General features: G+C 65.4%; 12 protein-coding genes and 1 pseudogene. 4 read left to right on the top strand and 9 right to left on the bottom strand.

Going from position 1 to position 24,171, the window contains the following annotated elements; translation table 11 throughout:
* Positions 1–81 precede the first annotated feature (81 nt).
* From ACFY8W_RS36430 to ACFY8W_RS36420, 3 genes are all read left to right on the top strand, one after another.
* On the top strand, positions 82–438 hold the full coding sequence (locus ACFY8W_RS36430) for a hypothetical protein (protein WP_391115110.1): 357 nt from the start codon (positions 82–84) through the stop codon (positions 436–438).
* Positions 439–1,070: 632 nt separating this feature from the next.
* The gene (locus ACFY8W_RS36425; protein ID WP_391115107.1) at positions 1,071–2,162 is read left to right on the top strand and encodes an IS630 family transposase; all 1,092 of its coding nucleotides are present in this window, start codon (positions 1,071–1,073) and stop codon (positions 2,160–2,162) included.
* 22 nt (positions 2,163–2,184) lie between these two features.
* Positions 2,185–3,071, top strand: a protein-coding gene (locus ACFY8W_RS36420; protein WP_391115105.1) for an IS5 family transposase whose coding sequence is annotated in 2 segments (ribosomal slippage) — positions 2,185–2,530 and positions 2,530–3,071 — 888 coding nt in all. Because the reading frame shifts where the segments join, the coding sequence is not laid out codon by codon here.
* Between the two features lie 27 nt (positions 3,072–3,098).
* On the opposite strand, the gene ACFY8W_RS36415 is transcribed toward ACFY8W_RS36420, so the two are convergent.
* From ACFY8W_RS36415 to ACFY8W_RS36380, 8 genes and pseudogenes are all read right to left on the bottom strand, one after another.
* Positions 3,099–3,695, bottom strand: a complete 597-nt coding sequence (locus ACFY8W_RS36415) for a DUF6368 family protein (RefSeq protein WP_391115182.1) — start codon at positions 3,693–3,695, stop codon at positions 3,099–3,101.
* A 125-nt stretch (positions 3,696–3,820) separates the two neighbouring features.
* Entirely contained in the window at positions 3,821–4,390 is a 570-nt protein-coding gene (locus tag ACFY8W_RS36410) for an SUKH-4 family immunity protein (RefSeq protein ID WP_391115102.1), read from the bottom strand.
* 13 nt (positions 4,391–4,403) lie between these two features.
* Complete coding sequence (locus ACFY8W_RS36405) at positions 4,404–5,948, bottom strand: nucleic acid/nucleotide deaminase domain-containing protein (protein WP_391115099.1); 1,545 nt, start codon at positions 5,946–5,948, stop codon at positions 4,404–4,406.
* A 99-nt stretch (positions 5,949–6,047) separates the two neighbouring features.
* Complete coding sequence (locus tag ACFY8W_RS36400) at positions 6,048–7,742, bottom strand: hypothetical protein (RefSeq protein WP_391115096.1); 1,695 nt, start codon at positions 7,740–7,742, stop codon at positions 6,048–6,050.
* Entirely contained in the window at positions 7,739–8,602 is an 864-nt protein-coding gene (locus ACFY8W_RS36395) for an SUKH-4 family immunity protein (RefSeq protein WP_391115093.1), read from the bottom strand. Before ACFY8W_RS36395 ends, ACFY8W_RS36400 begins: the two co-directional genes overlap by 4 nt.
* 578 nt (positions 8,603–9,180) lie before the next feature.
* Positions 9,181–9,291, bottom strand: a pseudogene (locus ACFY8W_RS36390) (ATP-binding protein); the annotation flags it as partial.
* A 587-nt stretch (positions 9,292–9,878) separates the two neighbouring features.
* Complete coding sequence (locus tag ACFY8W_RS36385) at positions 9,879–10,319, bottom strand: hypothetical protein (RefSeq protein ID WP_391115090.1); 441 nt, start codon at positions 10,317–10,319, stop codon at positions 9,879–9,881.
* Positions 10,320–10,388: 69 nt separating this feature from the next.
* The gene (locus ACFY8W_RS36380; RefSeq protein WP_391115087.1) at positions 10,389–18,293 is read right to left on the bottom strand and encodes a polymorphic toxin-type HINT domain-containing protein; all 7,905 of its coding nucleotides are present in this window, start codon (positions 18,291–18,293) and stop codon (positions 10,389–10,391) included.
* 933 nt (positions 18,294–19,226) lie between these two features.
* Here ACFY8W_RS36380 and ACFY8W_RS36375 point away from each other — a divergent pair.
* Entirely contained in the window at positions 19,227–23,582 is a 4,356-nt protein-coding gene (locus tag ACFY8W_RS36375; RefSeq protein WP_391115084.1) for a ricin-type beta-trefoil lectin domain protein, read from the top strand.
* A 167-nt stretch (positions 23,583–23,749) separates the two neighbouring features.
* On the opposite strand, the gene ACFY8W_RS36370 is transcribed toward ACFY8W_RS36375, so the two are convergent.
* Complete coding sequence (locus tag ACFY8W_RS36370; RefSeq protein WP_391115082.1) at positions 23,750–23,998, bottom strand: DUF6207 family protein; 249 nt, start codon at positions 23,996–23,998, stop codon at positions 23,750–23,752.
* Between the last annotated feature and the right edge of the window lie 173 nt (positions 23,999–24,171).

Here is a 24,171-nt window from a genome sequence, read left to right as displayed (position 1 = left end):
GAACCACAGTGGGCTGTGACCCCAGCGTGAGGATGTCGACCGGGAAGGTGGGTGTCGGTGCAGTGTGAGAATCTCCGGGGCATGAGTTACGACCTGGCTGTCTGGGAAGGCGAGAGGCCGGCGGATGACAAGACCGCCGGCCGGGTCTTCAACGACCTGTACGACCGCTACATTGACAGCGAGGTGGAAGAGCCTCCGTCCGAACGCATAGTGGCCTACGTGACCGCGTTGCTTGAGCGGTGGTGCGACCTCACCGAGGACGAGGAGGACACCTCGCCGTGGTCGACCGGGCCGTTGATCGGCGAGGCCAGTGGCCCGCTGATCTACTTCCCCATGAGGTGGAGCATGGCCGAGGAGGCCTCGGCCTACGCAGCAGCCGTGGCCGAGTCTATGGGGCTGGTGTGTTTCGACGCGCAGCAGAACCGGCTCAGGCCGTGAGGAGAGCCGCCAGCTGGCGATAGCCGATGATGGCTGTGGCTATCCCGAGGCGAGGAAGTGTTTGCGCCCCTGTGTTCGTTGCGGCGGTGGAGTCGTCGGCAGCCGGCCAGGACACGGTTCTCTCGACTACCCAGCGATGCCCGCCCAGCTTTGTGAGGACTCGACGCCACGGTGCGCGAACGATACGTAAGCGTGCGGGCTGCAAGGGGGTCCACCACATGGAGCGCGCCGCAGGCGCGCGGGAGCCGCAGCAAGGTATGTGGAAATCACGCCGGCATCCATGGCTGCGCCTTGTGGTCAGACTTGCCATCCTCCGCAGCGACGGCATGACGTCAGGACGGGCAAGCCCTTTCCCTGAGCTACGTCCAGCCAACGGGTGACTTCGATTCCGTCCAGGTCGGAGACTCTCCATACGCCGCTGCTGTCCACGAGCCTTCCGTCATCCGGGACGACAGGGCATTGCGCGGCGTGGACCGTGACGCGCACGGGGCGTCCTGTGAAGCGGGAGAGCGTGGCCAGCCTGAATCGCCCCCTTGCTGATGGGGGGACTGATGGTGTGGGGGCATTGGCAGGCACTGCTGCACCCTAGTCTTCTGAGTCAGGAATTCTGTGCAGATGTATAAGCTTGGTCTGTGGCGCGTACTGGGCGGCCGAAGGCCGAGTTGATCCTGTCTGGTGAGGAACGGGCCGCGCTCGAGGGGTGGGTGCGGCGTCGTTCCACGCCGCAGGCGTGGGCTCTGAGGTGCCGGATCATCCTGGCCTGCGCGGAAGGTGCTTCGAACAAGGACGTCGCGGCCCGGCTCGGGTCGACTCCGCATGCGGTGGGCCGCTGGCGGGCGAGGTTCGTCGAGCACCGGATCGCTGGCCTGGGCGACCTGCCCCGCTCGGGCGGTCCACGAACAGTGACGGACGAGCAGGTGGCCGCCCTGGTCACCAGGACGCTGGAGTCCACTCCGAAGAACGCTACCCATTGGTCGACGCGCTCGATGGCGAAGGAACTGGGCCTGTCGCAGTCGACCGTGTCCCGGATCTGGCGGGCGTTCGGCCTGCAGCCGCACCGCTCGGAGACGTTCAAGCTGTCGACGGATCCGTACTTCGTCGACAAGGTCCACGACGTCGTCGGCCTCTATCTGGACCCGCCCGAGCGGGCCCTGGTCTTCTGCGTGGACGAAAAGTCGCAGATCCAGGCCCTGGACCGCTCTCAGCCGGTGCTGCCGATGATGCCCGGAGTCCCGCAGCGGACCACCCACGACTACGTACGGGCCGGCACCACCACCCTGTTCGCCGCCCTGGAGGTCGCGACCGGCAAGGTGATCGGCTCACTGCACCGGCGCCACCGGGCCGAGGAGTTCAAGAAGTTCCTCATCAAGCTCGACAAGGAAGTCCCGGCCGGCCTCGAGGTCCACCTGGTGCTGGACAACTACGCCACCCACAAAACCCCTGCCATCAAGTCCTGGCTCCTGGCCCACCCCAGATTCCACCTGCACTTCACGCCGACCGGATCATCCTGGCTCAACCTGGTGGAGCGGTGGTTCGCCGAGCTCACCAACAAGCAGATACGGCGAGGCGTCCACAAGACCGTCCAGGCCCTGGAGCAGGACATCCGAACCTGGATCGCCGCCTGGAACACCGACCCCAGGCCCTACATCTGGACCAGGACCGCGGACGAGATCCTCGAACGCCTCGCCTCATATCTGAACAGAATTCCTGACTCAGAAGACTAGGCCGTGTCTCATAATTGATCTTGTGGGGCGAGGAGAGCTGACCGACGCGGCCTGGGCGCGAATAGAGCCGTTGCTGCCGAAGCATGACGGTGCTGGCCGACCGTGGCGGGACCATCGCCAGGTGGTCAACGGAGTGCTGTGGCGCTTGCGTACTGGGGCGCCGTGGCGTGACCTGCCGTCGCGATACGGTCCCTGGCAGACCGTCTACCGGCGCTTCGCCCAATGGGAGAAGGACGGCACCTGGGCCAAGCTGCTGGAGGAAGTCCAGGCCCGTGACGATGCAGTGGGTGCCGTGGAGTGGACGGTCTCGATCGACTCCACCGTTGCCCGGGCTCACCAGCACGCCGCTGGCGCCCGGAAAAAGGGGATGCGCCCGGGGACGAATCGGATGATCCGGCAGCAGTTGCGCGTCGCGAGGCGCTCGGCCGGTCCCGGGGCGGGCTGACCACGAAGGTCCACCTGGCGGTCGATGGCCGGGGCCTGCCGCTGTCGATCGTGCTGAGCGCGGGCAACACCGCCGACTGCACCATGCTGCCCGCCGTGCTGGACGCGATCCGGGTCCCGCGGGCCGGAAGCGGACGGCCGCGCGCCAGGCCCGACCGGGTCGTGGCGGACAGGGCGTACTCCTCGCGGAAGATTCGCCACCTGCTGCGGCAGCGGAAGATCAGGACGACGATCCCCGAACGGCGCGACCAGATCGCCAACCAGGCTCGCCGAGGCGCACTGGGCGGCCGGCCTCCCGCGTTCGACACCCAGGCTTATCGAGGCCGGAATGTGGTCGAACGCTGCTTCGCACGGTTGAAGCAGTTCCGGGCCGTCGCGACCCGGTTCGACAAGCTGGCCGCCCGCTACCGTGCCTGCGTGCTGATCGCGTCGCTGGTGTTGTGGCTGCGGGACACCGCGACCTGACCCAGCGGCCGAGTAGGGCCGGGTCCGCTACTTGACCAGGTGGAAGTCCGGATGCCGAAGCCAGGCGGCCATGAACTCCACGTCACCGACATGCCGGAACCAGCGGCCGACGCCGCCCGTGTCGTAGGAGACCTCTGCCACCTTCCCCGGCAGGGAAGCCACCAGTGCCCTCGCCTCGGCGAGGTCCGCCTCGTTGCGCGTCTCATCGCGCGGGGTGGGGTAGCCGAGGACGCCGTCGAAGTCGACCAGCGCGCCGAGACGGCGGGCCATGGCGAGGGCCAGGTGACCGAGCAGCAGATGATTCTCCGGCCCCGAACAGCCGGCGCTGAGAACCAGCCCCTGCACCGGTGGCGTCGGGAAGGCCGAGTAGTCCTCGTCATCCGCCGGCAGGTACTCGTCCTCTGACAGGAAGAAGCCGCCGACGCCAGCCGAATCAAAGCCCTGCAGCCCCAAGGGCGAACCGTCTCGCACCCGGAAGGCCAGATCGCCACCGGCCTCGGTCTCGACCGGCTCGCAGAAGGTCTCCAACCACGGGACCACTCCGGCCAGGATGTCCTCGAAGGCGCAGGGTTCGAAGATCCACAGCCCAACTGCTGGTCCCGACACGATGCCTCCAAAACGCATGGTCCGGCACCACACGCGGCTCCGGTTCTACCAGGTCCTGGAGGCATGCGCGTGATCATTTATGAGACACGGCCTAAGCCGCGCGCTGGGTAGAGGTCGATGCTGATTGGGCAGGCGGTCCGTCGTCAGCCCCACATGCCGAGGCTGATTTCCTCGAAGTATCTGCTCCATTCGCCGTCCTCGCTGGCGAACGGTGTCTCGTCGACCTGCGCGATGTTCGTACGGAGCTTTTCCACGGCCTCGGCACGTCCCTGATCGTCGTCGCGGGGGAGCTTCTTGAGGTCGGCGAGGCCGGTCTCGATGACGGTGAGGGCGTGGACAAGTGAAGAGACGTCCTGGTGCATGGGGACGTAGAACTCCTCGCCCTCGGCGAACGAGTAGAGCTGCCCCGTCCTCGGGTCCAGAGCGACGAGGGCGTACTGGAACTCCCCGAGGATCTCCCACTGCTCGGCTTCCTCAGGGAGAGTGGCGCCGTCGGCGTCGAATGCGGCCTTCAGTGTCGGCCGGTGCTCAAGCAGGTCTGTGGCGTCGAGGTCGAGCTTGGTGGAGAAGAGCTTGTCCGACGGCAGTCCCACCGTTGCCAGGAACCGGGCGGTGCCCGCGTGCATGAGGCTGTGGGTGTGCTGGGGGAAGTAGGTGACGCCGGTCAGTCCGAAGGTGCTCAGCACTTGGTCGGGCTGGATGTCGATCAGCACGGTTCAGCCTTTCCTACGGGTGACCCTGGGCTTTATGGCGTTTCTCCAATTCTGCCATGTACTCGCGGTGTTCCTTGTCGCGCTGATAGAGGTTCTTCTGTGACTGGTCGTAGTCGTTGGCGTGTGTGACCTCCAGGTTTGGATTCTTCGATTTGAAGTGGAGGTCTAACCACTGGTCGCACTTGGGGGAGAGCTGGCATGGTTCGCGTTCGGTGTAGACGGCGGCGAGGTTGGCTTCCTTGCCATTCTTGAGCAGCGGGTAGCCGATGGTTCGTTCCGAGTGAGGGCCACCGCTGTCGCCGACGAGGATCAACTCCTTGCCGGTGGCAGGGTCGATGTACCGGCCGGCGGCAAAGTTGGAGCCGCTGTAGTCCTGCTTCGCGTAGCGTGCGATCTCCGTCGCGCGGGACAGGTCGGTGCTGCCGGGGGCGATTTTCGTCGAGGTGACCTTGGGGCCGGTGCGACCGGCAGGCACGTTGAAGCCGTGCTTCTCGCGGGGAGCGGGCCGCCAGACCGTGCCGTCCTTCTCCATGATGTCCCAGATTCCCGAGTCATCAGTGGGGGAGACGCTGCTGGTGGTGCCGTTGTAGTTGAGGACCTTTACCGAACCGTCTGCGTTGAGCAGGTACATCGGGACTTCATCGTCGTCACCGTCGCACTTGAACTTGTCCTTGACGTGGTCGTCGTGGTCCTTGTGGTCCTTCTTGCTCTTGTCGAGCTTGCCGCCGTGGTCCTCGAGAGTCTTGACCATCTCGTCGGCCTTCTTGTCGACGGCGTCCTCGGCCTTGTCCATGACCACGGCCAGCTTGTGGAACCGGCTGTCCTTCTTCACGGACGTCTTGCGGCCGGCACCACCGGTCTTGAACTCGCCCTTCTTCTTGTCGAAGTTGGACGCCGTCTCCTTGTAGCCTCCCGAGGCGCGCTCGAACTCGTCGAACTCGATCACCAGGTCCTGCGCCATGTCCACGCTGCCGGAGGCCATCACGTCATAGGTGCTGCCACCGCCGAGAGCGTCGGAGAACAGCTTCTCGATCTCCGTGAGAACCTTGGCCTCGATCTTGTCGGTGACGATCGAGGTGATCTGCTCGACGGCGTAGTCGATGGCCTCCTGGATGACGATGCGCGCCGCAGCGATGGCCGCCGCCGACAGCAGACCGCTCAGGCCCGCGGAGAAGATCATGCCGACAACACCCGCCGTGGCGGCAGCCGCCGTTGCCGTCAGTTTCGCGATGATCGCGACCTTGCAGCCGACGATCAGATCGGCACACTCATCGAGCGCACCGGCCAGCTTGTCGCATCCATTTGCGAAGGTGGTGAGGTCCCGAGTGGTGAGCTTGCCCCACCGGCGGTCGATCGCCGTGACAGTAGCGCCCTTGCTCTTACCCGCGACGATGTGAGAACAGGCGTTGTTGCCTTCCTTGATCGCGTCGCGGATACCTTCGGCGAGATGCCGGTAGTCCTTGGCAGAGGCCTTGACGTCATCCTCGTCGATCTGAGGCCAGTCGATGCCGATCAGATCCAGGACCTCGACAAGATCGTCAGGCAGCTGCTTTCCCATGCGTGTGCTCCCCCTGCACAGACAAGCCCCGAAGCTTCCACTCTCAGCTGCGAGGTGATGCACCGTCAACTCAGAGGCTGTGAGAGAACCGTGAATCAGTCAGCTCCGCTGACCCGGCACCCCACCTTCCTGCGCGCTGGCTTCCGTCGACAAGAACAAGCAGATCAACGCGTCATCCAGCCCGACCACAACCTCGCCCGTCGGCGTCACCGCTAGACCGCGGACGGGCCGGCCCGGATGAAAACCGCGCACGTGCCCCAACCCTGGTTCATGCAGCTCCACCAGACCGTCCGCCCACGCGATCGCGAGCGCAGGACCACGGGACGTGAGTGCCGCATGTACCGCCACAACCGGACAGCCACGCCTCACATACGGTGCGGCCATCGGCTCACCGCCCGGCGCCCACAGCCGCACCGTGCCATCAGCGCCTCCGCTGTAGACGACAGAGGTCACAGCACCCTCGCCCAACGGCACCGAAACCACCGCAACGCCCGTCACCGGACCGGAATGAAGACAGACCTGATCCTCGACAGCGCCGAGTACACGCACCTCACCCGTCGCGCAGCCCACAGCGACGACGTCCCCGTCCGTACTGGGCGCGGCGGCAAGGGCTGTTCCCTGTTGCCCTTGCAGGACAGCTTCCAGTGAATCCGCGGCGTAGGACTGCTCCTGGACCAGCGACGCGATCCCGCGCGATGCGGACCGCTGTGACCACCTGGTCTCCGCTGCGATGCCCCCTGTGTCCTGCAGGCAGAGAACCGATCCATCCTGGAGCACGCCCAGCGCGGAGGCGGGGGATCCCAGAATCCGCCCCTCAGGTGCACCGTCCTCGAAGGCGACACGACGGATCGTGCCGAAGAGATCGACGACCAGAACCGCACCAGGAAACCGGTCACCGCCAGGGGCAAGAGCCACCACAGGACCAGGCCAGGGCGGCACAAGGTCCCCTCTGCCGAGCACCCAGCGCACGCGCCACGGCGATGCCGCGGCGACCGCCTCGAGCTCTGCCCGCACAGCCGACCCACTGCCATGCTCGAGCGCGGTGAGCAGGACCACAGCTCGCTGCGCAGCGTCCTGGTCGCGGACCAGGGAAGAGCCCGCACGCAGCCACGCGGCACGCAGCCGCTCGTCACCGGCCTTCGGATCGGCCTCAAGGGCCGCGGTCACCGCTTGCGGATCAGCCGCACACACCGCCGCGACATCGCCCAGATCCACCTTGGGAACACGGTGCTTACCTGGCCGGCTGCTCAAGCGGGCAGACGTGGCCGACTCGGAGGAGAGCCACCGCGCATAGGCTTCGGGGTCCGTCCACTGAGGAAGATCCAGGTCCAACACGGCCGCCTGCCGCCCGGCAAGCGCCCCATGAGGAGCGGATCCCGTCCGGCACTCGACGATCACCCGCACCTGTGGCACCGCAGCCAGCGCCACGGCGAGCTCCGCCACCGCAACCTGCTCGACATTCGGCAGCACAACCACAGTACGGCGCCCGTCACCAGCCAGCCGCGCCGTGAGCTCCTCAGCAGACCGGGCGAGCACACCGAGCTGCTCACCCAAAGACCAGACGGTTCCCAGAACAGTCCGCGCCGCGACGGGAACAACGGCGTGAACCATCCGCTCCGATGGCGTGCCGTGACGGCTGCCATGGCGCACCAGCCAGGCCAGCAAAGACGTCTTCCCGCACACTTCGGACCCGGCCACCACACACAGCGGCGGCGCCGACGGATCGGCGAGCCAGCCCAGTAACGCCGCAGCGGCCGGCTCACGGCCCCCCTCTGGCCGACTCCAGGCGGTCACGGCTGACCCGGCTGCCGAGCAGAGTGAACAATCAGTTCCCGCAAGCCCTGCTCACGGGAGTCAGCCGACTCCCCGTAGTCGAAGCTGTGAGTGAACTCAGCCCGAGGAAACAGCTGAGACATCCACACCGCGCAGTAATGCCCCGGCATCAGGCACGGTTCCAACTGGCAGTAGACACGCAGCACCTGCCGCGGCGCGACGCCCTGGGCGGAGAGCCGGCTCCAGATAATCTCCTCGGGGTGCGGCTGGCATGGCCCCGTCGACTCGGTCACGACCTGCCGCCGGCCGGACTCGTCCTCGTACTCGAAAGCCGCGGAGAAAGGGAAGTTCATCGTGTGCCGGAGATCATCCAGCACACGGGGCCACCAACTCTCCCGCTGAGCGAAAGCAGCCGGATCGACCTGCTGTAGTTCCTCGTTGAGACGGCTGAACACCGCAGCCGCCTCAGCCAGACCGCCCGCAGCAAGGACAGCAGGAACCGCCACGTCCAAGGCCTGGAGCGACGCGATGAACGTCGACACATCAGTGTTGACGAACATGTCGTCCAACACGTCCTCCAGCACCACCGCCTGGACCGCGCCATCAGGACGGACACACACATGGGCCAGACCGTCAACGCCGATGCGCGGCCAGGACCCCATCTCGACCGGAGGCCCAGGCTGCCCTGAGCGCGCCGCGAAAGCACCGAGCGAAACCGCATCGCCCTCAGCCGCACCGCGGAAATACGGCAGCACTCCATGTGGCACCCCCGTATCAGTCAGCAGAACCCGGCTTACCCCAGGAAGCCGCGCACCAAGCAGGCTCCCTTGGCCGAACCGGCGCAGTCCGTCACGACCGAAATGCTGCTCAGGTGACGTCATCGGCATCCTCACCCCGATTTCCCTCCAACAATCCTTCAAGACCCTAGCCCCCGGCTCGCGCGCCGCCCCTCCCAGAAGAGCCGCAGATCCGGCCGCTGTCAGGTCCCTGCGAGATGAGGCATGGGCCGAAACCGCGGCTTTGACGTCGCGATCACAGCCCACACAAGATCATCTCAGTGGTTGCCCTGGCGTCCCTGCGCGCTCCCGATACACGGGCCGTGGCTCTACCAGGCCAAGGCCAGTAGAGCCAACGATCCAGGAGCGCCGGCCATAGGAACCCTTCGTAGCTCGTGAACGCTGCAGGGTCGATCTCCTTCAACTCCTCGGCCAGCCTCTTCAGCTGGGGGAGCCTGCTCTTCCTGCTCTTCGCAGAAGAATGCTCCTCTGGCCACCTGACTCGTTGAGAAGCTCCGAGACGGTGACACAACTGCCGTAACGGTGAAGGACGTCGAGCCACATGTCGACACTCGAGTTGGCGAACCAGGCCTCCTCACTGGCCAGGGTGAAGTGGACCCACCGGGAGTTGCCGACACGAGCCGAACGATGACCGCTCGGCCGCCTCACCGGGGCTGGCCCAAGCCCTTTTCGTAGCGCTTGGAGATCACCTGCAACACCAGGTTCGCCTCGGTGTGCTCGAGGGGCTGGTAGCCGACTTCATCGACGACGAGGACGCCGGGCCGGAGGTAGGTTACCGCCCCACCGGGACCTTAACGACAGTGCGGGAGTCCCGAGGGCAGCAGCCAGGCGACTGACCGCAGTACACCGCGGCTGTCGGGCATGTGGCCTGGTCAGTCCCTCAGTCTGTTGCGGGGGAATTCCTGATGGGCAGCACCGGCTGGTGCTGCCAACGGCTCAAATCCCTTATGGCCTCTGGTGTTCCGCGCGGCTCCCCAGCGATGGCTGAGGAGCCGCGCGGGACGTGTCCCTGCAGGTTGGGATCACCAAGGTCCAGGCGGCCGCACATGCCCAGCGCCACCGAGGCCACGGCTGACGCCGGCTCCCTCAGGAACGATCGCCCGTCCATGGCATGCAACGCGCCAGGGGAGCCGGTGGGCATGCCCTGCAGCAGCCCTTCGAGCAAGTGAGGCAGGCAAGCCGCAGCCACAAGGCATCGCGGCCCAATCATGTCGACGGATCTCCGCCTGCGCGACACTCGGCATCTTTCGAATCTCCCGCGGTCCCTTGTAGTGGCCGTGCGGTCCCGAGGCTCTCCAACCGTAGCCGAGGAGCCTCGGAAAATGCTCACGCAGGTTTGCGTCAAAGGGCTCTGAAATTCCTACTCTTCGGACGCCGATCCAGTAATGGAATCGGCATCGCTCGAATGCGTCAACATGGATTGCCGCATTGACTCCTCTTCTGGGTCCCAGTATTTAACGTGTCGCCAGCGTTCGAGATTGTACTCCTCATGCCGCTGCCACGGAGAGGTGAGTGCCCACAAGGTGTTCCATGCTGAAACTACCTGCAGTCGCAGGGCCCGCCCACTATCGGCATCGGCAACCTCCTCTTTGGAAAGGGGTAGTGAGTGCTGCAGAATTCCAATCACGTGCATCAGCGCCGCTCTGACGCTACGTGCCACCTGCCGCTCGTCACTTCCTCGCTGTGCGCTGGCAGGCTGCGCGATTCGCTCGGACAGGAACGAGTTGATCGCTGTTACATCACCAATAGTGATGTCTTTTGCGTAGATGAGCAAACTTCTTTTCGACTCCAGCGCACCCATGAGGGCCTCCTTCGAAACGTACACCTGAAACAACTGCACCCTCTAGGAACGTGCTAGCGGGAAATGGCGTCACCTTTCCCAGATCGGCTCGTCGTATGTGAAGTCAACCTCACCCCATTCATCCTTCTTCCAGATCCGAGTCACGTATTCCCAGGGGATTCCGCCGTCGAAAGCCACTTCCTTTTCGTGTGGCGATGGGCTGAGAGGGCCAAGCTCCTTGTTGACGTCTATGCCCCCTGGAGCCCCTCTAATCTCATACACGTACCCCTCCCGTCCGCCAAAGTACACTGCAGCAATCTCCGCACTCGTCGAGGTTCCAACGAAGCGACTCTTGTTGCGAATATCGCTGGCGTACTCAAGAAGAGAGAACTGACTCGAAGCGTCCTGGGGCTGGAATCCTCCCTCGGCCTGAATCTCCTCCGGAGGCCTTGAATCGCCCCGATAGACGGGTTCACCCTCACCGCACTTGTTGTGAACCAAGATCGGCGTGGATCCTGCCAGCACATAGTACGTGTGGAGTTGGTCAACGGTGAGGTTGTACCGGGTGGCCGTTCCGGGTGTTGTGCGGATGGCTGCGACGTGGACCTTGCGGCCCTCGTCGGTGGTGAGCGCTTCGCCTGGGGTCAGCTTTCCGGCCGGCACCCACGCGCGCGCTTCCGGATCCCAGAATGGGTGCTCCGACGTTGTATGTAGCGTCTTAGTGCTGCCGTCCTGAAGACGGATGCTGAGATCGATCAGGTCGCTGTCGTCGTTAGCCCAGGTGGCCAAGACGGTGCGAGCCCCTTCACCCTTCCCTGTTTCGGGGTCAGCGGTTTCAACCTCGTCACCGGCAGTGACTTCAGCAATCGGCTTGGATGTGCCGTCATCCATCAGTACGGGGGTCTCAGGTGAGAAGCTGCATGTGGTGCCAGCGTTGCCCACGCTAGGCTCGTCCGCCTTCGTGGACGCCGCCGCGGCGGCCGTCGCGCCGTCCTGAACGGTAGCCCTGCTCGGGGCGGCAGCTTTTCCGCCGATCGAATCGATAGCGGCGTCCTTGGCGCCTCCCCGGGCGGCAGCGCCCTTAGGTTCCGTCAGGGCAGCCTCTGCCGAAGCCTTGGCTCCCGCCTTGACAGCGGGTCGGAACTTGCCCTTCACCGAGCCGGCGGGTCGGAACTTGGCGGTTGGTTCCAGGGAGCCCATCCCGCAGTCGCCTGCGTAGTAGGAGCACGTCGCGACGAAGGCTTCCGTACCTGCTGCCACGCATTCCGGGGAGCCGAAGCCCAAGGTGGCCTCGATGCAAATCGATACGGCGGCGAGGTCGACGGTCACGACTAGGGCGAAGACAACTACGTCTGCGACCTCTTGGACGTGGTACCCGACGCAGTCGCTGCCGCATCCGCCGTCACCAGCATCGCCGGAGGAGCTTTGGGTCTGAGTGGCTCCGGGTGTTGAGGGTGTGGCCGTCGGGCAGTTCGAGCCGCAGGGCTTGTTCATGTCCGAGTTGGCCCAGGGGTCCAGGCCGCTCGGGTCGCTGTTGCTGGCGGGGTTGTTCGCCGCGTAGGTGTAGCCGCCCATCTGGTTGGGGTCGCCGGCCTGGAAGATCGGGTCGGGGCTGAGGAATCGGCCTGTCCTGGCGTCGTAGTTGCGTGCGCCCAGCAGGTTGAGGCCGGTCGATGCGTCCAGGGGCTGACCGAGGAAACCTCGATTTTCGTCGGGCGATACCCAGGAGGTTGGCTTGGGCCCTCGTGGGTTGCCGTACGGATCGAAGTAGCGGCGTGTGGCGAGAAGGTTGTTGGCGTCGATCGAAGTGGTCGACGTGCCTTGGGCGTTCGGTATCTGGTAGCTGACGGCTCCCGCGCTGGTGCGTGTGATCGTAGTGCCGTCGGGTCCCTTGTAGTGGCGCAGGCCGGTCCAGGTCTTTGCCGTCACATTCAGGGTGATCTGTTCGGCGCCGCCGAAGAGATACAGGATGCGGGTCTTGTCGGCGCCACCCACCACGCTGGTCTGCATGAGTAGGGCGCCGTCGGCGTCGTACAGGTACTTGCTGGCGGTGCTGGTCGTGCCGGACTGGGTCGTGACCGACGCGGTGCGTCCCTCGGCGTTGTACGTGAGCGTCTGTGTCTGACCGGCAGGGATGGCCCCGGTCGAAGCGGTGCTCCACACCTGTCCGGCGCTGCCGCATGCGGCAATGGTCAGCTGGGTGCCCTTGGTTGCACTCGCTGCGGGGTCGGTGAGACAGACCGCGCTGTTCGCGGCGCTGACGAGGGTTCCTGTGGTCGTGGCCTTCCATTTCTGCGTCGCATCGGCACTGCACGTATCGATCACGACGAGCGACCCGGCGGCCGTGGCGTTGGAGGCGGTGTCCAGGCACATCCCGAGCACCTTGACCGTGCCGTCCGTGCCGATCGTCCATCTCTGTGCCGCACTCGTGGTGCTGCAGGTGTTGATCTGGACCTTGGTGCCCGGTGTGGTGGCGCCGCTGGCGTTTTCCACGCAGAGTTTGCCCCCGCCGGAGATGGCGAAGCCCGTGGACAAGGGTCCTGTGGTGGCGACCTTGCGGGTCATGGTGTTGCCGGCGTTCTTGTTGGCGTACGCCGGATCTGTGTATGTGTTCGTCCAGGTCGCGGTTCCGTTGGTGGGGTTGGCGTCGACGGTGTTGCCTGCCTGGTTGGGCAGGGCCGTGGGCACGGTGCCGTCCACGCCCGGGTAGGCGATGGACTGGGTGGTGTCGGCGAGCGCATTGCCGGCTGGGTCGTGGTTGACCATGCCGGTGCGGTCTCCGAGATGGTCGAAGGTGTAGGTCTGCCAGTAGGCGGCTGGCCCTCCGACTGTTGTGGTCTTGATCTGGCCGCTGCTCGTCGTCTGGACGCGGTTGGTGTTGCATCCGCCGACTGCGCCGACAGGTGCTGCCGTGGGAGTGGTGATCCCTGCAGTGTCGGTCCATGCCTGTGTCAGGCGCTGGAAGGAGTCGTAGGTGAAGCACTGCGTGTCGTGCGTGCTGTTGTTTTGCAGGTCGTCGATCGCGGTGACCTCGCCGACCTGGTTGTACCGGTAGTTCACGACGTCGAGAGCAGTGGCCGAGGTCTGCACCATGCTGGAGGTCTGTGTGACACGACCGGTGGTGCTGTCGTACTGGGCGTATGTCGCCAGCTGCTTGCCGCTGAGGCCGTAGTTGGTCTGCTGGACGCGGCCGAAGGCGTCGTGAACGGTGTTCGACAGATAGACCGGTGTGTTGGCGGCGTTGATGTAGCCGCCGAAGACGTCGAGGTTGCCTTGCTGGGTGTAGCCGTAGTCAACGTCCTCGCGCGGCAGGTTGCCGTCAGCCTGGTAGTGGGTAGTGGACAGCAGCCCGACGGTGGGGGTGTAGTCCGCCGTCATCTTGTAGGTGACGGTGCCGCTGGTAGGCGCCGCGCTCTGGCCCGCTGCCGCGAAGCCGTCCGCGGCAGGGATGGTCAGGGTGCTTCCGAGCGGCTGGTAGGCCGTGTTGTAGCCGGTAACCGCCTTCGTGTACGTCGCTCTGCCGGTGGCGGTGTCGACGTAACGCGTTGACGAAGTCGGGTATCCCTTGGCGAGAGTGTCGAACTCCCAGGACGCCTGAAGCTTGGCCGCGTCCGGAACCGCCTGCCACGCACCGGTGTACGCACCCGTACGGCGGTTGTTCCAGTCATAGGTGTACGACAGGATCTGGCCGCGCGCATCCGTGGTCTGCAACAAGTTGCCGACCACGTCGTACTTGTCGAAGGTCGTGGTGCCCACGTTGGGGTCCGACTGCGAAGTCCTCTGTCCCAGCAGGTTGTACGCGTAGGACCATGTGTTGCCCGCGTTGTCCTTGATCGTACTGACCTGTCCGGCGGGCGTGTACGTGTAGGTGGTCGAGGAGTTCGACGGGGGGACGGCTCCTGCGGTGCCCTGCTTCCAGAGGATGGTGGACCCGTCCGAGGCCACAACTGCGGCAGTCGAGTCATTCCGGACCTGGAAGGTGGCTCCCGTGGTCGCGGAGATGCCCGTCGTCCACTTCACGACACCCGACGTGGTTGTCACCACGAGATTGCCGTCGGTGCCGAGCCGAGCGAAGGCGCCGGGGTTCCCGGAGGTACCGCTGGACCAGATGGTCTTGCCGGTCGAGATCGCGCTGAGGACCAGGTTTCCGTCGGCCTCCATCGCCACCCGGACGCTGTTCGAGGTGAGCGCGGTGCCCGAGGGGATGACGTCTCCGGCTTGCAGAGTCACCGTGGCATCGGTGTTCTTGACCACGGTGCGCACCGTCTGTCCGAGCGCGTTCGTGTAGACCGAGGTGTGACGCCCGCCGGCGGGCGGGGTGGCGTCGGTTTGGTCAGCGCCGGGATAGCGGGTGGTGGTGTGCCATTGTTCGACGGCCTGGTGCCACAACGTGGAGCGGACAGGCCGTCCTTGGCCGTCGTATGTCGTGGTGTTCTCGGCCGGGATCTCGTTCTCGTTGGCGGCGAACAGCGTCCCGGAAGGCCCGGTGGTCGACTCGTAGTAGGGGGCGTAGGACGTGACGGGCCAGCCGTGGGAGTCGTAGAAGGTATCTGCGATGATTCGCCCGGTGTCGCTGTCGCCCTGTGGTGTGGCCTGTGACTGGCGCGGCTGGAGCATGCCGTCGAAGATGTCGACGCTGACGGAGTACGTGCCGTCCTCGCGCAGCGTCTTGGTGGTGACCGACGTCGGTGCTCCGGGCTGCGTCACGGTGTCACCCGGAGCCGCGACAGCTCCCGGGTTGATCGAATAGGAGAAGGTACGGCTCGCGCTCTGGCCTGCGCCCTTGTCACGTCCTGGCAGCCACACGGCCGTGCGGCGACCAAGGGCGTCGTAGGTGACCTCGGTCTTGCGGCCGTTGGCGTCGATGCTCTGTGTTTCCAGACCCCGCAGCGGGGAGTGGGTGGATGTGACCACCCAGTTCTTGCTGTTGGTGGTCTTGACCGTCGTGGGATTGGTGTTGCTTCCGGCGTCGCTCCATGCCGGCGCGTAGTCGGTGTGAGTGTTCTGTCCCGCGGCGTCCACGGAGTCGGTGACGCGGCCAATCGCGTCGTACTTCATGGCCGCGGTTGTCTGCCAGTTCTCCGTCGTTCCGGTGAAGCCGGTGGCGTTGCGCACGGCGGTGGGAAGCGCGGTGTCCGAGACTTCACCGAAGGTGCCAAGACCTGCAGGAGCGATGCTGCCGTCGCCCTTGTAGTAGATCTTCCGGTCCGACAGCAGAGTGGTGGCGCTTACTGGTGTGCCACAGGCTCCGTTGACCAGGGTGACCTGGGACGGATACGAGATCATCTGAGGATTGCTTGCCGGCGCGCTGGCGTACGTCGTGGTCGAGCACTTCCTCTGGCTCGCGTCGCTGACGTCTCCGTACGCCTCCGTTGCGGAGGGGCGGCCCTGTGCGTCGTACGTGCTGTCGGTTCGCGTATGACGCCACGTCCCGTTGGCGAGCCGTGCGTAGCCGTGGCTCTCCGTCTTCTGCATCCGATATGAGGCCAGAGGAGGCAGCGCTGAGAGGGCGGGCTTGGTCTCGCCGGGGTGATCTGTCTGCTCCCAGTCGCTCCAGGCAGTCTGGGCACTGGTGGCAGTGGTGGAGTACGTAATGGGCGCGTTGACGGTGGTGGCGGTGATGCTGCCGCCAGCAGCGGTATAGACGTCCTTCTGCAGCTCCCTTCCCGCGAGCGGGTCGGAGTCGACGACGCTCTGCACGACCGAACCGCCCACCCTGGCGTCCACACTGACCGAGCGGCGGCTGCCGTCGGCCTTGTAGTCGCCGTCCATGCCTTGCAGATAGGTGGAGACGGTCTGGGTGACGGGTTCGGGTGCTCGCCCGGTCTGAACCGTTACCGTGCGGAAACCGCGGAACTGTCCCCAGGTCCTGTACTGGTCATCGGTGAACGGTGAGTCGTCGCGGTGCCAGGCGGCGCCTGCGTAGCTGTAGGTGAAGACCCGCGCGGATGAGCCTGCGGGGGCTGCGCTGCCGCTCGGCTTGTAGCTCCCCGCGATGGTGAGGTCCGACGTGGTGACCGTGCGGACGGTGATCTTGTTGAACCAGTCCTCGATCGGCTTCGATGCACCAGGCACGCGCCAGTACACGGGGTAGCAGGAGTGCGTGTTGGCATCCGCGTTCGCGAAGGACAGTGACTTGCCCGCGCACGGGTCGAGGTTGTAGTCGACGGCGATCGACTCACCGGTCTCCGTCTGGATTGTGGCGATGCGAGGGTGGTAGAGCGGCGGAGCCGATGGCATGACGTCGTTGACGCGGTTGTCGATTTCCGTGCCGGTGAACGCCACCTTGTTCAAGGTGATGTCGCTGTTGCCGTTCGCGTACGTGTCCTTGCCCGTGTGCTGCACGGTCTGGAGCCACATGACTGCCTGCAGGAATCCCGAGTGCTCGGGGTCCACGGACGTTCCCGTGACCGGATCGACCGTGCCGCCGGCGTCCGAGAAGACGTGCCCGAGCTGGTAGGAGTCGACCGGAACGAGCTTGTCGACCTGAGCGTCCGTGTCCTTGACGTGGACCATCGTGGTGATGGAGTCGAGGCGCTTGGTGGACCAGAAGGTGGGGCCTGCGATGACGCAGACGTCCTTGGGAACGGACGTGGCCCCCTCGGGGATGGTGGTCGTGTCGGTGGAGTCGCAGTGCAGGTCCCATGGGACGTCGGGCCAGTGCGATGCCGTCTCGTCCTTGAGGTTGCTGGCCGAGCAGTCCGTGAAGGTGGCGTCGGTCTGGCACCGCTGCTTGGTGTTGAAGACGACCTGTGCCGAGGGCAGCCGCCCGGCCCGGGCGTCTTCCAGTACGTACCCGTAGGAGATCGAAGTCAGCGTGCCGCCTCGCACGTACGAGGTGAGCGTGCCGAACTCGCCGTCTGGAGCCTGCCCGCCGCCAAGACTGTAGTAGTTCGACTCGGGCGAGTAGTCGTATCGCTGGACCAGACCGTTGGGGGAGACAACGAAGTCCAGGTTCCAGCGCCAGCCCTCCGGCTTGGCGCAGCGGGAGCCCTTACCCTTGGCCGAGTCGTAGCAGGGGTCTCCCGACTGCGGGTGAAAGACCGGGGCACCCCAGGCGGAGTCGGTGCTCGCATCGGTGGGCGTGCCGGTCTGTGGAACGGCGGCGACACCGACGCCTGCAGGGGCGTGGTTCGAACCGAAGTAGGCGGCTGTGCCGTCGGTGGTCAGCACGCGGAAGTATGTGCCGTCCTCAAGGCCGTTCTGGGCTCCAGAGAGCTCCTGGACGATCGTGCCGTTGTCACCGCGCAGTCGCCACTGCCGCAGCAGACCTGACACCCCACTCTGCTTCGTATCGGGAACCAGGACACCAGAGTGAGGGCCGAAGGAGAGCTGGGCGTTCGCCCCGCCCCAGCAGCTGTCGCCGGAACCCTTGAGAACGCGGTCGCCGTTGCTGTCGCGGAGTGTTCCGCATGCGCGGTAGGTGCGTTCGACGAATCCGGGATCGTAGCTCCATCCGTCACCGATCCACGAAGACTGCGAGTTGCGAGCGGAGGTCTTCCCGTCGACCTCCTGGGAGTCGTAGGCGAGCGCGACGGAGGGCGCGTTGCCTCCGAGACCGGCCGGCACATTGATCGGATACGAGTAGGTGAAGGAGCCGGTGCCGCTGGTCTGCCACGTACCCGAGGGGTTGAGGGAGGTTGCGGCATAGTCGCCCTGGGAGCCACCGCTGCCCGAGGTGACACCGATCGCGGTGCCCTCGGCCGCCTGGGAGAGCATCGCGGTCCGGGAAGCCAGTCCCGCGGAGGCAGGTGCATCGAGTGACACCGTGGCGGCGAGCTGGTCTGCTGTGCCACGGTTCGCGAAGGGGATCGCCGTCCTCGTGCGGCACTCGGGGCGCTCAGGGGTCCTCAGGGCGCAAGCGGGCATCTGTACCAGCTGGAGACGCGAGCCGTACCCGCCGCCGTACGCCTTGGCGAGTTTGCTGTAGTCGACGACGAGCTGGACCTTACCTGCGGTGGTGTCCGGTCGAGTGGGCGTCAGGGCGAAGAGCATCCCGTTGACCCCTGCTCCAGTCGCCCGCTCATGCGAGGCCATTTCAACGCGGATCTCGGCTGAAGCAGCTGTGCCTGGGCTCCCCGCAGGGGGCGGTGAGGATGCAGACGCCAGCCAGACAGGCAGAGGGCCGGCCTTGGTGAGAGCGCCGGCGTTCTCGGCAGCCCGACCGGTCATGCCCTTGCGGGACAACTTATTCGCAGTGAGTTGGACGGTGGCAGAGCCTGCCTCAGGCCAGACGGCTCGCTGCGATTTGTACTGCTTGAGGGGCCGTTGGCTGGACGGACGTCCCTGACGAGGCCCGGGCGCCAGCGCGTGTCCACCTACACCGGTGATTTCAGAGACCTGCTTGGGGTTCCAGACCTCTCCGTCGAAGCTGTACTGGCCCGCCTGGCCGCCCCGAGTCTCCCAGTCGTCGTCCTCCTGGCTCACTCCAGGGATCTGCAGCCCCAAGCCCTGAGCGAACACCAAAGGCAGAAGCAGTGCCAGTGTGGCCGAAATCGCCACGACCAGGCCTGTTCTACCTCCCCAGAACCGAATTCTGTTGGCCGCAAACCAGCGACGTCTACCAGTCACCTGGCACTCCCCACCCCCCGGCGTCCCACCCAGGACGCCTTGCGTCGATCATGCGACGCGCATGATCGACGGGAGGCTATTGATGTACCTGGGGCTTATCAATACGGTGACTCGCTCATAGGTTCGACAGGAGTGAGGCGCCCGCGATGGTGCGATCCGCCCGCTTCGCGGGGGAGTAAGAGCCAGCTAACCGGGCAAATCGCAGGCGCCTCTCCGGAGGCTCGACTGTCACGCTTGGGGGAATCAATTCCTCCACCTCATTCACCCTTTCAAGGAGCTTGGTAAATGCTTTACCGTCGCGTCCGGCATCCGAGCAGGCTCAGACGCCTGGCATCGATCCGGGGCTTCATATGGTCATTGACCGTTTTGAGCCTGTCTGTTCCCGCCGCCCCTGCCTGGGCAGAGGACGCGCCCCTAGCTGTCGACAGCGACCTGCTTGCGGCGCAACAACAAGCCGTCTCGAGCGGAGACGCCGTGAGAGTCGATGCGCTCACGACAGAGATTTCCGAAGTCGTTGCGAACGCAGACGGAACCTTCACGAACTCGACGAGCATCATGCCCGTTCGAGTCCGCAAAAACGGGAACTGGGTACCCGTCGATGCCACGCTCCGTCAGAACGGCGATGGCAGCTGGTCGCCGACAGCAAGCCCTCACGGGATCGCACTCTCCGGCGGCGGCACCGGACCCATGGTGCAACTGACGCACGAGGACGGTAGCCGACTCGCGTTCACCATGCCCTTCTCCTTGCCCTCACCGACCGTGTCGGGGGATACCGCGCTCTACACCTCCGTGCTGCCCGGCGTCGACCTGTCCGTCTCCGTCACCGACCAGGGCGGGTTCAGCGACGTACTGATCGTGCATGACGCAGACGCCGCTGCCGACCCACGGATCAAGGAACTGAGACTCTCGGTCTCGACCGACGGTCTTCAGCTCACGCCGACCGCGTCCGGAGGCATGGAAGCCAAAACCGCCAACGGAACGCTGAACTACGTCTCCCCACGCCCGATCATGTGGGACTCCTCAACCTCCGGAGCCTCTGCCGCCACCTCTCTGCGGCACGCATTCGTCACCGCGACCGAGGGCCCTGTCCCTGCCTCTACGTCCGTCTCCTCGGTGGACGGCCCGGGAGAGGGCGCCCTCGTCGACGAGGTGCCCATGAGTACCTCGTCCTCTGCAGTCACCCTGCGACCGGCCTCTGCCGTTCTGGACGGCCCCGACACTGTGTATCCCGTGTACATCGATCCGTACACCAACCCCGTATCCAGCAAGTCGGGCCACTTCACCGAGGTCTACTCAAGCCCGCAGTGCGCGGACAGCCCTCAGTACGACAAACCACAGACCAACGGCGAGGGCGTGGGTTACCAGCGCTGGGGTGGCGCCTGCGGAGTAGGTCTCGAGCGGTCCTACTACGCCATCAACACCAGCGGTCTCGCGCCAGAGATGGTTGTCTCCAAGGCGATCATCTCGGTCCCGTCGACATACGCCGCGAGCTGGGACTGCTCGAAGAACCAGCCCATCACCCTGCACACCACAGCTTCGATCAACTCGAGCACCGACTGGAACAACAAGCCGGCCACGGTCGACGGAACGTATCCGCCGGTGACAACCACCATTCCCAGCGCGGCCAACCCGAACAGCAGCTGCAGCAACAGCACAGCCAGCTTCACCGTGACCGGGCAGACTCAGAAGATCGCCGACGCGGGCATCGACTGGTGGACCATCGGGCTCTTCGGCGACGAGACGATCTCCAGCAGCAACGACAACTACCTCCGGTTGTCCACCGTCGTCACCTTGATAACAACCTTCGACATCCCCCCGAACACGCCGACCAACCTGCACACCACGCCGTCGGCGGCCGCCGCCTCCGGCCCTTGTGTCACCAGCGGAGTCGGCTGGGTCGGCGCCACCTCCTACTCAGATGCAGGCAGCAACCTCCAGCTGCACTCCACACTCACCACAAACGTGTCCGGTGAACTCGCCCGCGCCCACTACAACTTCTGGGACCGAACCGTCCTCACCAACGGCAACCCGACCACCATCGCCACGCCTGTCAGCGCCTACGTCGCATCAGGCACCGACGCTGCCGTGCCCGTCGGAGTCACGCTCAAGGACGGCCACGAGTACGGCTGGAACGTCTACGCCGAGGACAACGCCGCCGTACACCTGAAGTCCCCTGTCTCGACTCACTGCTGGTTCCGCACCGACTTCAGCCCGCCGAAGACACCCGACATCGCGCCCAACGCTTCCTTCCCGCAAGTAGGAAACGGGGCTGGTAACCCCGTCGTATATGCGGGACCAGGCAAGACCACGACATTTGACGTGTCCGCCAGCGACCAGACGCCGGCCGCCACCTGCACCCCAGGCCCCTGTCTGACCAGCGGCGTCGACCACTTCCTGTGGCGCCTCGACGCCCAGCCCACCGCTCAGGTCGGAACGCCCGTCCCTGTCAGCGGCACGGACGGCTCCGGCGCCTCGACAGCGACAGTGCAGATCCCCGTCACCGCCTGGGGCGTCCATACGCTCTACGTGGCGGCAGTGGACAAGGCCGGAAACCTCTCCCAGGCACCTGTCGGCTACACCTACGCTGTGCCGTGGGACCCCGACACCAAGATCACCCCTGGCGACATCGGCGGCGACGGCATCCCCGACCTGCTCGCCACCACTCGCACTGGCGACCTGCTTCACATCCCCGGCAACAAGGACGCCGCGCAGCCGGTGACTCCTGCTCCGAGCAGCCCACCGCTCGACCCCACCGCCCCCGCGAGCGGACCCGCGACCGTGGCGACAAGGGCACACACCCCCGACGGAACCGGCTGGGACAACTACCTCATCGCACACCGGGGCAGTCTGCACAGCACCGAAGTGGACGATCTGTTCGCGTACAACAAGCAGTCCCACCAGCTGTACATCGTCAAGAACGACCTCGTCCCGAAGGAGGATGTCGGCGGCACCTTCTCCACCTACGGAGGCTTCATCGGCAAGCGGTTCAACGTCGTCACGAAGGAACCTTGCCAAACCGAGGACTGGGTGCCTGACAGCACTCGCTGCCGCACTGCCGGTTATAACGGCACGACCTGGAACATCGAACAGATCATCACGCCCGGCAATCTGTACCAGAACCCCGCCAACTTTCCTGCAGTGATCACTGTCGAGGACAAGAAGCTGTGGATCTACGCGACCGATGGTGGCGCACACCTCAAGTCCCCGCTCCTGCTCGGTGACGGCGACTGGTCCGGTTTCACACTCATCGCTCCAGGAACAGTGGGCGGCACCCTCGCGACGGTCGACGGCAAGACCACCGTCACAGGCGGGAAGCCGGCGCTGTGGGCACGAGACGATGTCAGCGGGTCGCTGTACACATTCCCCGTCACGGTGGACCAGAACTACATGCCGAACCTTCTGCACGCACCCATACGGACTGCCTTCCCTTCAGCGGTGACAGTCCCCGGTGGCGGCAAAATCTGTATGGACGTTGCCGGAGCTCAGACCACGAATGGCACAAACGTCCAGGTGTACACATGTAATGGATCCCGGGCTCAGTCCTGGACTCGCATGGACGACGGAAGCATCCGCGCGCTAGGCGGCTGCCTCGACGTCAACGGCAACGGCTCCGCCAACGGCACACAGGTCCAGCTGTGGACCTGCAACGGATCCGACGCACAGAAGTGGACACTCGGCACCTCGGGCAGCTTGATACACACAGCCTCCGGCAAGTGCCTGGACGACCCCAACGCAAGCACGGCCAACAGCACCCAGCTGCAGATCTACACCTGTAACGGAACAGTCGCCCAGAACTGGACATCGGCAGCCGCCCCGGGGTGGAAGGACTACCCGCCCACGCCGCTGACCCCAGTCCTGTCGAAGGCACAGTTCCCCTCAGTGATGTCGCCCGGCGATCTGAACAGCCCCACTGGCGGCCCGGACGGCAACCCGGAACTCTACGCCGTCGACAGCAGCGGCCAGCTGGTGGAGTTTGCGGGGCTCCCGCCCCAGGACCCCGAGAAGCCCGTGGCGGCGTTCGCCACCGTCACGTCCCTGGGAGCCGTCGCCAGCACCGCCACACACGGCTGGCGCCTAAACGAGGGAGCAGGGGCCTCGGCCTTGGACTCTCCCGGCGCCCTCACCGCCGCTCTCACGGGTGCTTACAGCTGGGCGTCCGACAGCACGAGAGGAAACGTACTCAAGCTCTCGGGAACCACCGGATACGCAACCACCACCGACCCGGCAGTGAATACCGCCGGCAGCTTCTCCGTCTCCGCCTGGGTGAAGCTCTCCTCGCTGTCCTCAAACTCCACTTTCGTCTCCCAGTCGGACTCCGGTGGCAACGCGAACGGCTTCCAGCTGTACTACTCGTCCGCGGCCAAGGCGTGGGCGTTCGGACGACACCACGACGGGGCCGCAGGTCCCTCTTTCTCCGCCGCCTACGGCACCACAGCAGTGGCCGACCGATGGACACACCTGGTCGGCGTGTTCGACGCCTCCACCAACCAGCTGCTGCTGTACGTCGACGGCCGTCTCTCAGGGGCGAGGACGTATGCCGGCACTTCATGGAACGCTGATGGCGGCATACAGATCGGCCGCCGCCTCTACCAGGGTGCCTACGGCGAATACGCCAACGGCTACGTGAGTGACATCCGGATCCATCCCACAGCGCTGCCAGCCACCAACGCCGCAGTGACCGGTGAGATGCCCAGGTTCACTCAACTGGACTGACGTACCCCACTGCTAGATGACGGGGGGGTAGCGCCCCGGTTGGGCGTTGCCCCACCCCTGGTCTGGCAACCTTTGGCGTTCCGAAAGCTCCTGTCCGGGTGGACAGGGAACACGCCACGCGAACACCTGAGCACCTCGCGCCAACCCGCTTGCGCCTCCTGCCGATCTCACACCACGGCGACACCCGGCCCACCGTCATCTTCCAGGGCGGCGATGCCGCCGTCCTCTGGGCGGCGACGGAGGTCCGCGTCGACCTGTACATGTACCCCGTCCTTGCCAGGAACGCGCCTTGGACGGTAGCTGCTTGAGAGCCACAACTGCGAGATTTGCTTGGCGGCTTCCTGGGCGGTGGCCATGTCAGCGGCCGTGATCCGGATCCGGACCAGGCCAGGGGTCTGCTCGAATACCTCAGTCATGACACTGAGCCTGCCTCCGCCATCCACGTCCTGATCTAGGAACGGCCCCGCACCACACGATCGAGGTGCCTTAGCGCGAGTGCCTGTACGCGGCCATGAACGGCGTGGGCCGCGCGGGGCCCCTTGTCAGACCTGCCCTCTGAGGTTCCGGCTGTCCACGTACAAGCGAAGCG

It is taken from the genome of Streptomyces sp. NPDC012637, from assembly GCF_042954805.1.
Taxonomy (GTDB): Bacteria; Actinomycetota; Actinomycetes; order Streptomycetales; family Streptomycetaceae; genus Streptomyces.
Note: the sequence above shows the minus strand (reverse complement) of the source record. Positions and strands in the feature narration are given on the sequence as shown.

What these genes read in the sequence shown, in the direction of transcription:
- ACFY8W_RS36415 (WP_391115182.1), bottom strand. Translation starts at nt 3,695, where the DNA reads ATGCGTTTTGGAGGCATCGTGTCGGGACCAGCAGTTGGGCTGTGGATC.
- ACFY8W_RS36385 (WP_391115090.1), bottom strand. Translation starts at nt 10,319, where the DNA reads ATGGGTGCGCTGGAGTCGAAAAGAAGTTTGCTCATCTACGCAAAAGAC.
- ACFY8W_RS36380 (WP_391115087.1), bottom strand. Translation starts at nt 18,293, where the DNA reads ATGCTCTTCGCCCTGACGCCCACTCGACCGGACACCACCGCAGGTAAG.
- ACFY8W_RS36430 (WP_391115110.1), top strand. Translation starts at nt 82, where the DNA reads ATGAGTTACGACCTGGCTGTCTGGGAAGGCGAGAGGCCGGCGGATGAC.
- ACFY8W_RS36405 (WP_391115099.1), bottom strand. Translation starts at nt 5,948, where the DNA reads ATGGGAAAGCAGCTGCCTGACGATCTTGTCGAGGTCCTGGATCTGATC.
- ACFY8W_RS36370 (WP_391115082.1), bottom strand. Translation starts at nt 23,998, where the DNA reads ATGACTGAGGTATTCGAGCAGACCCCTGGCCTGGTCCGGATCCGGATC.
- ACFY8W_RS36395 (WP_391115093.1), bottom strand. Translation starts at nt 8,602, where the DNA reads ATGACGTCACCTGAGCAGCATTTCGGTCGTGACGGACTGCGCCGGTTC.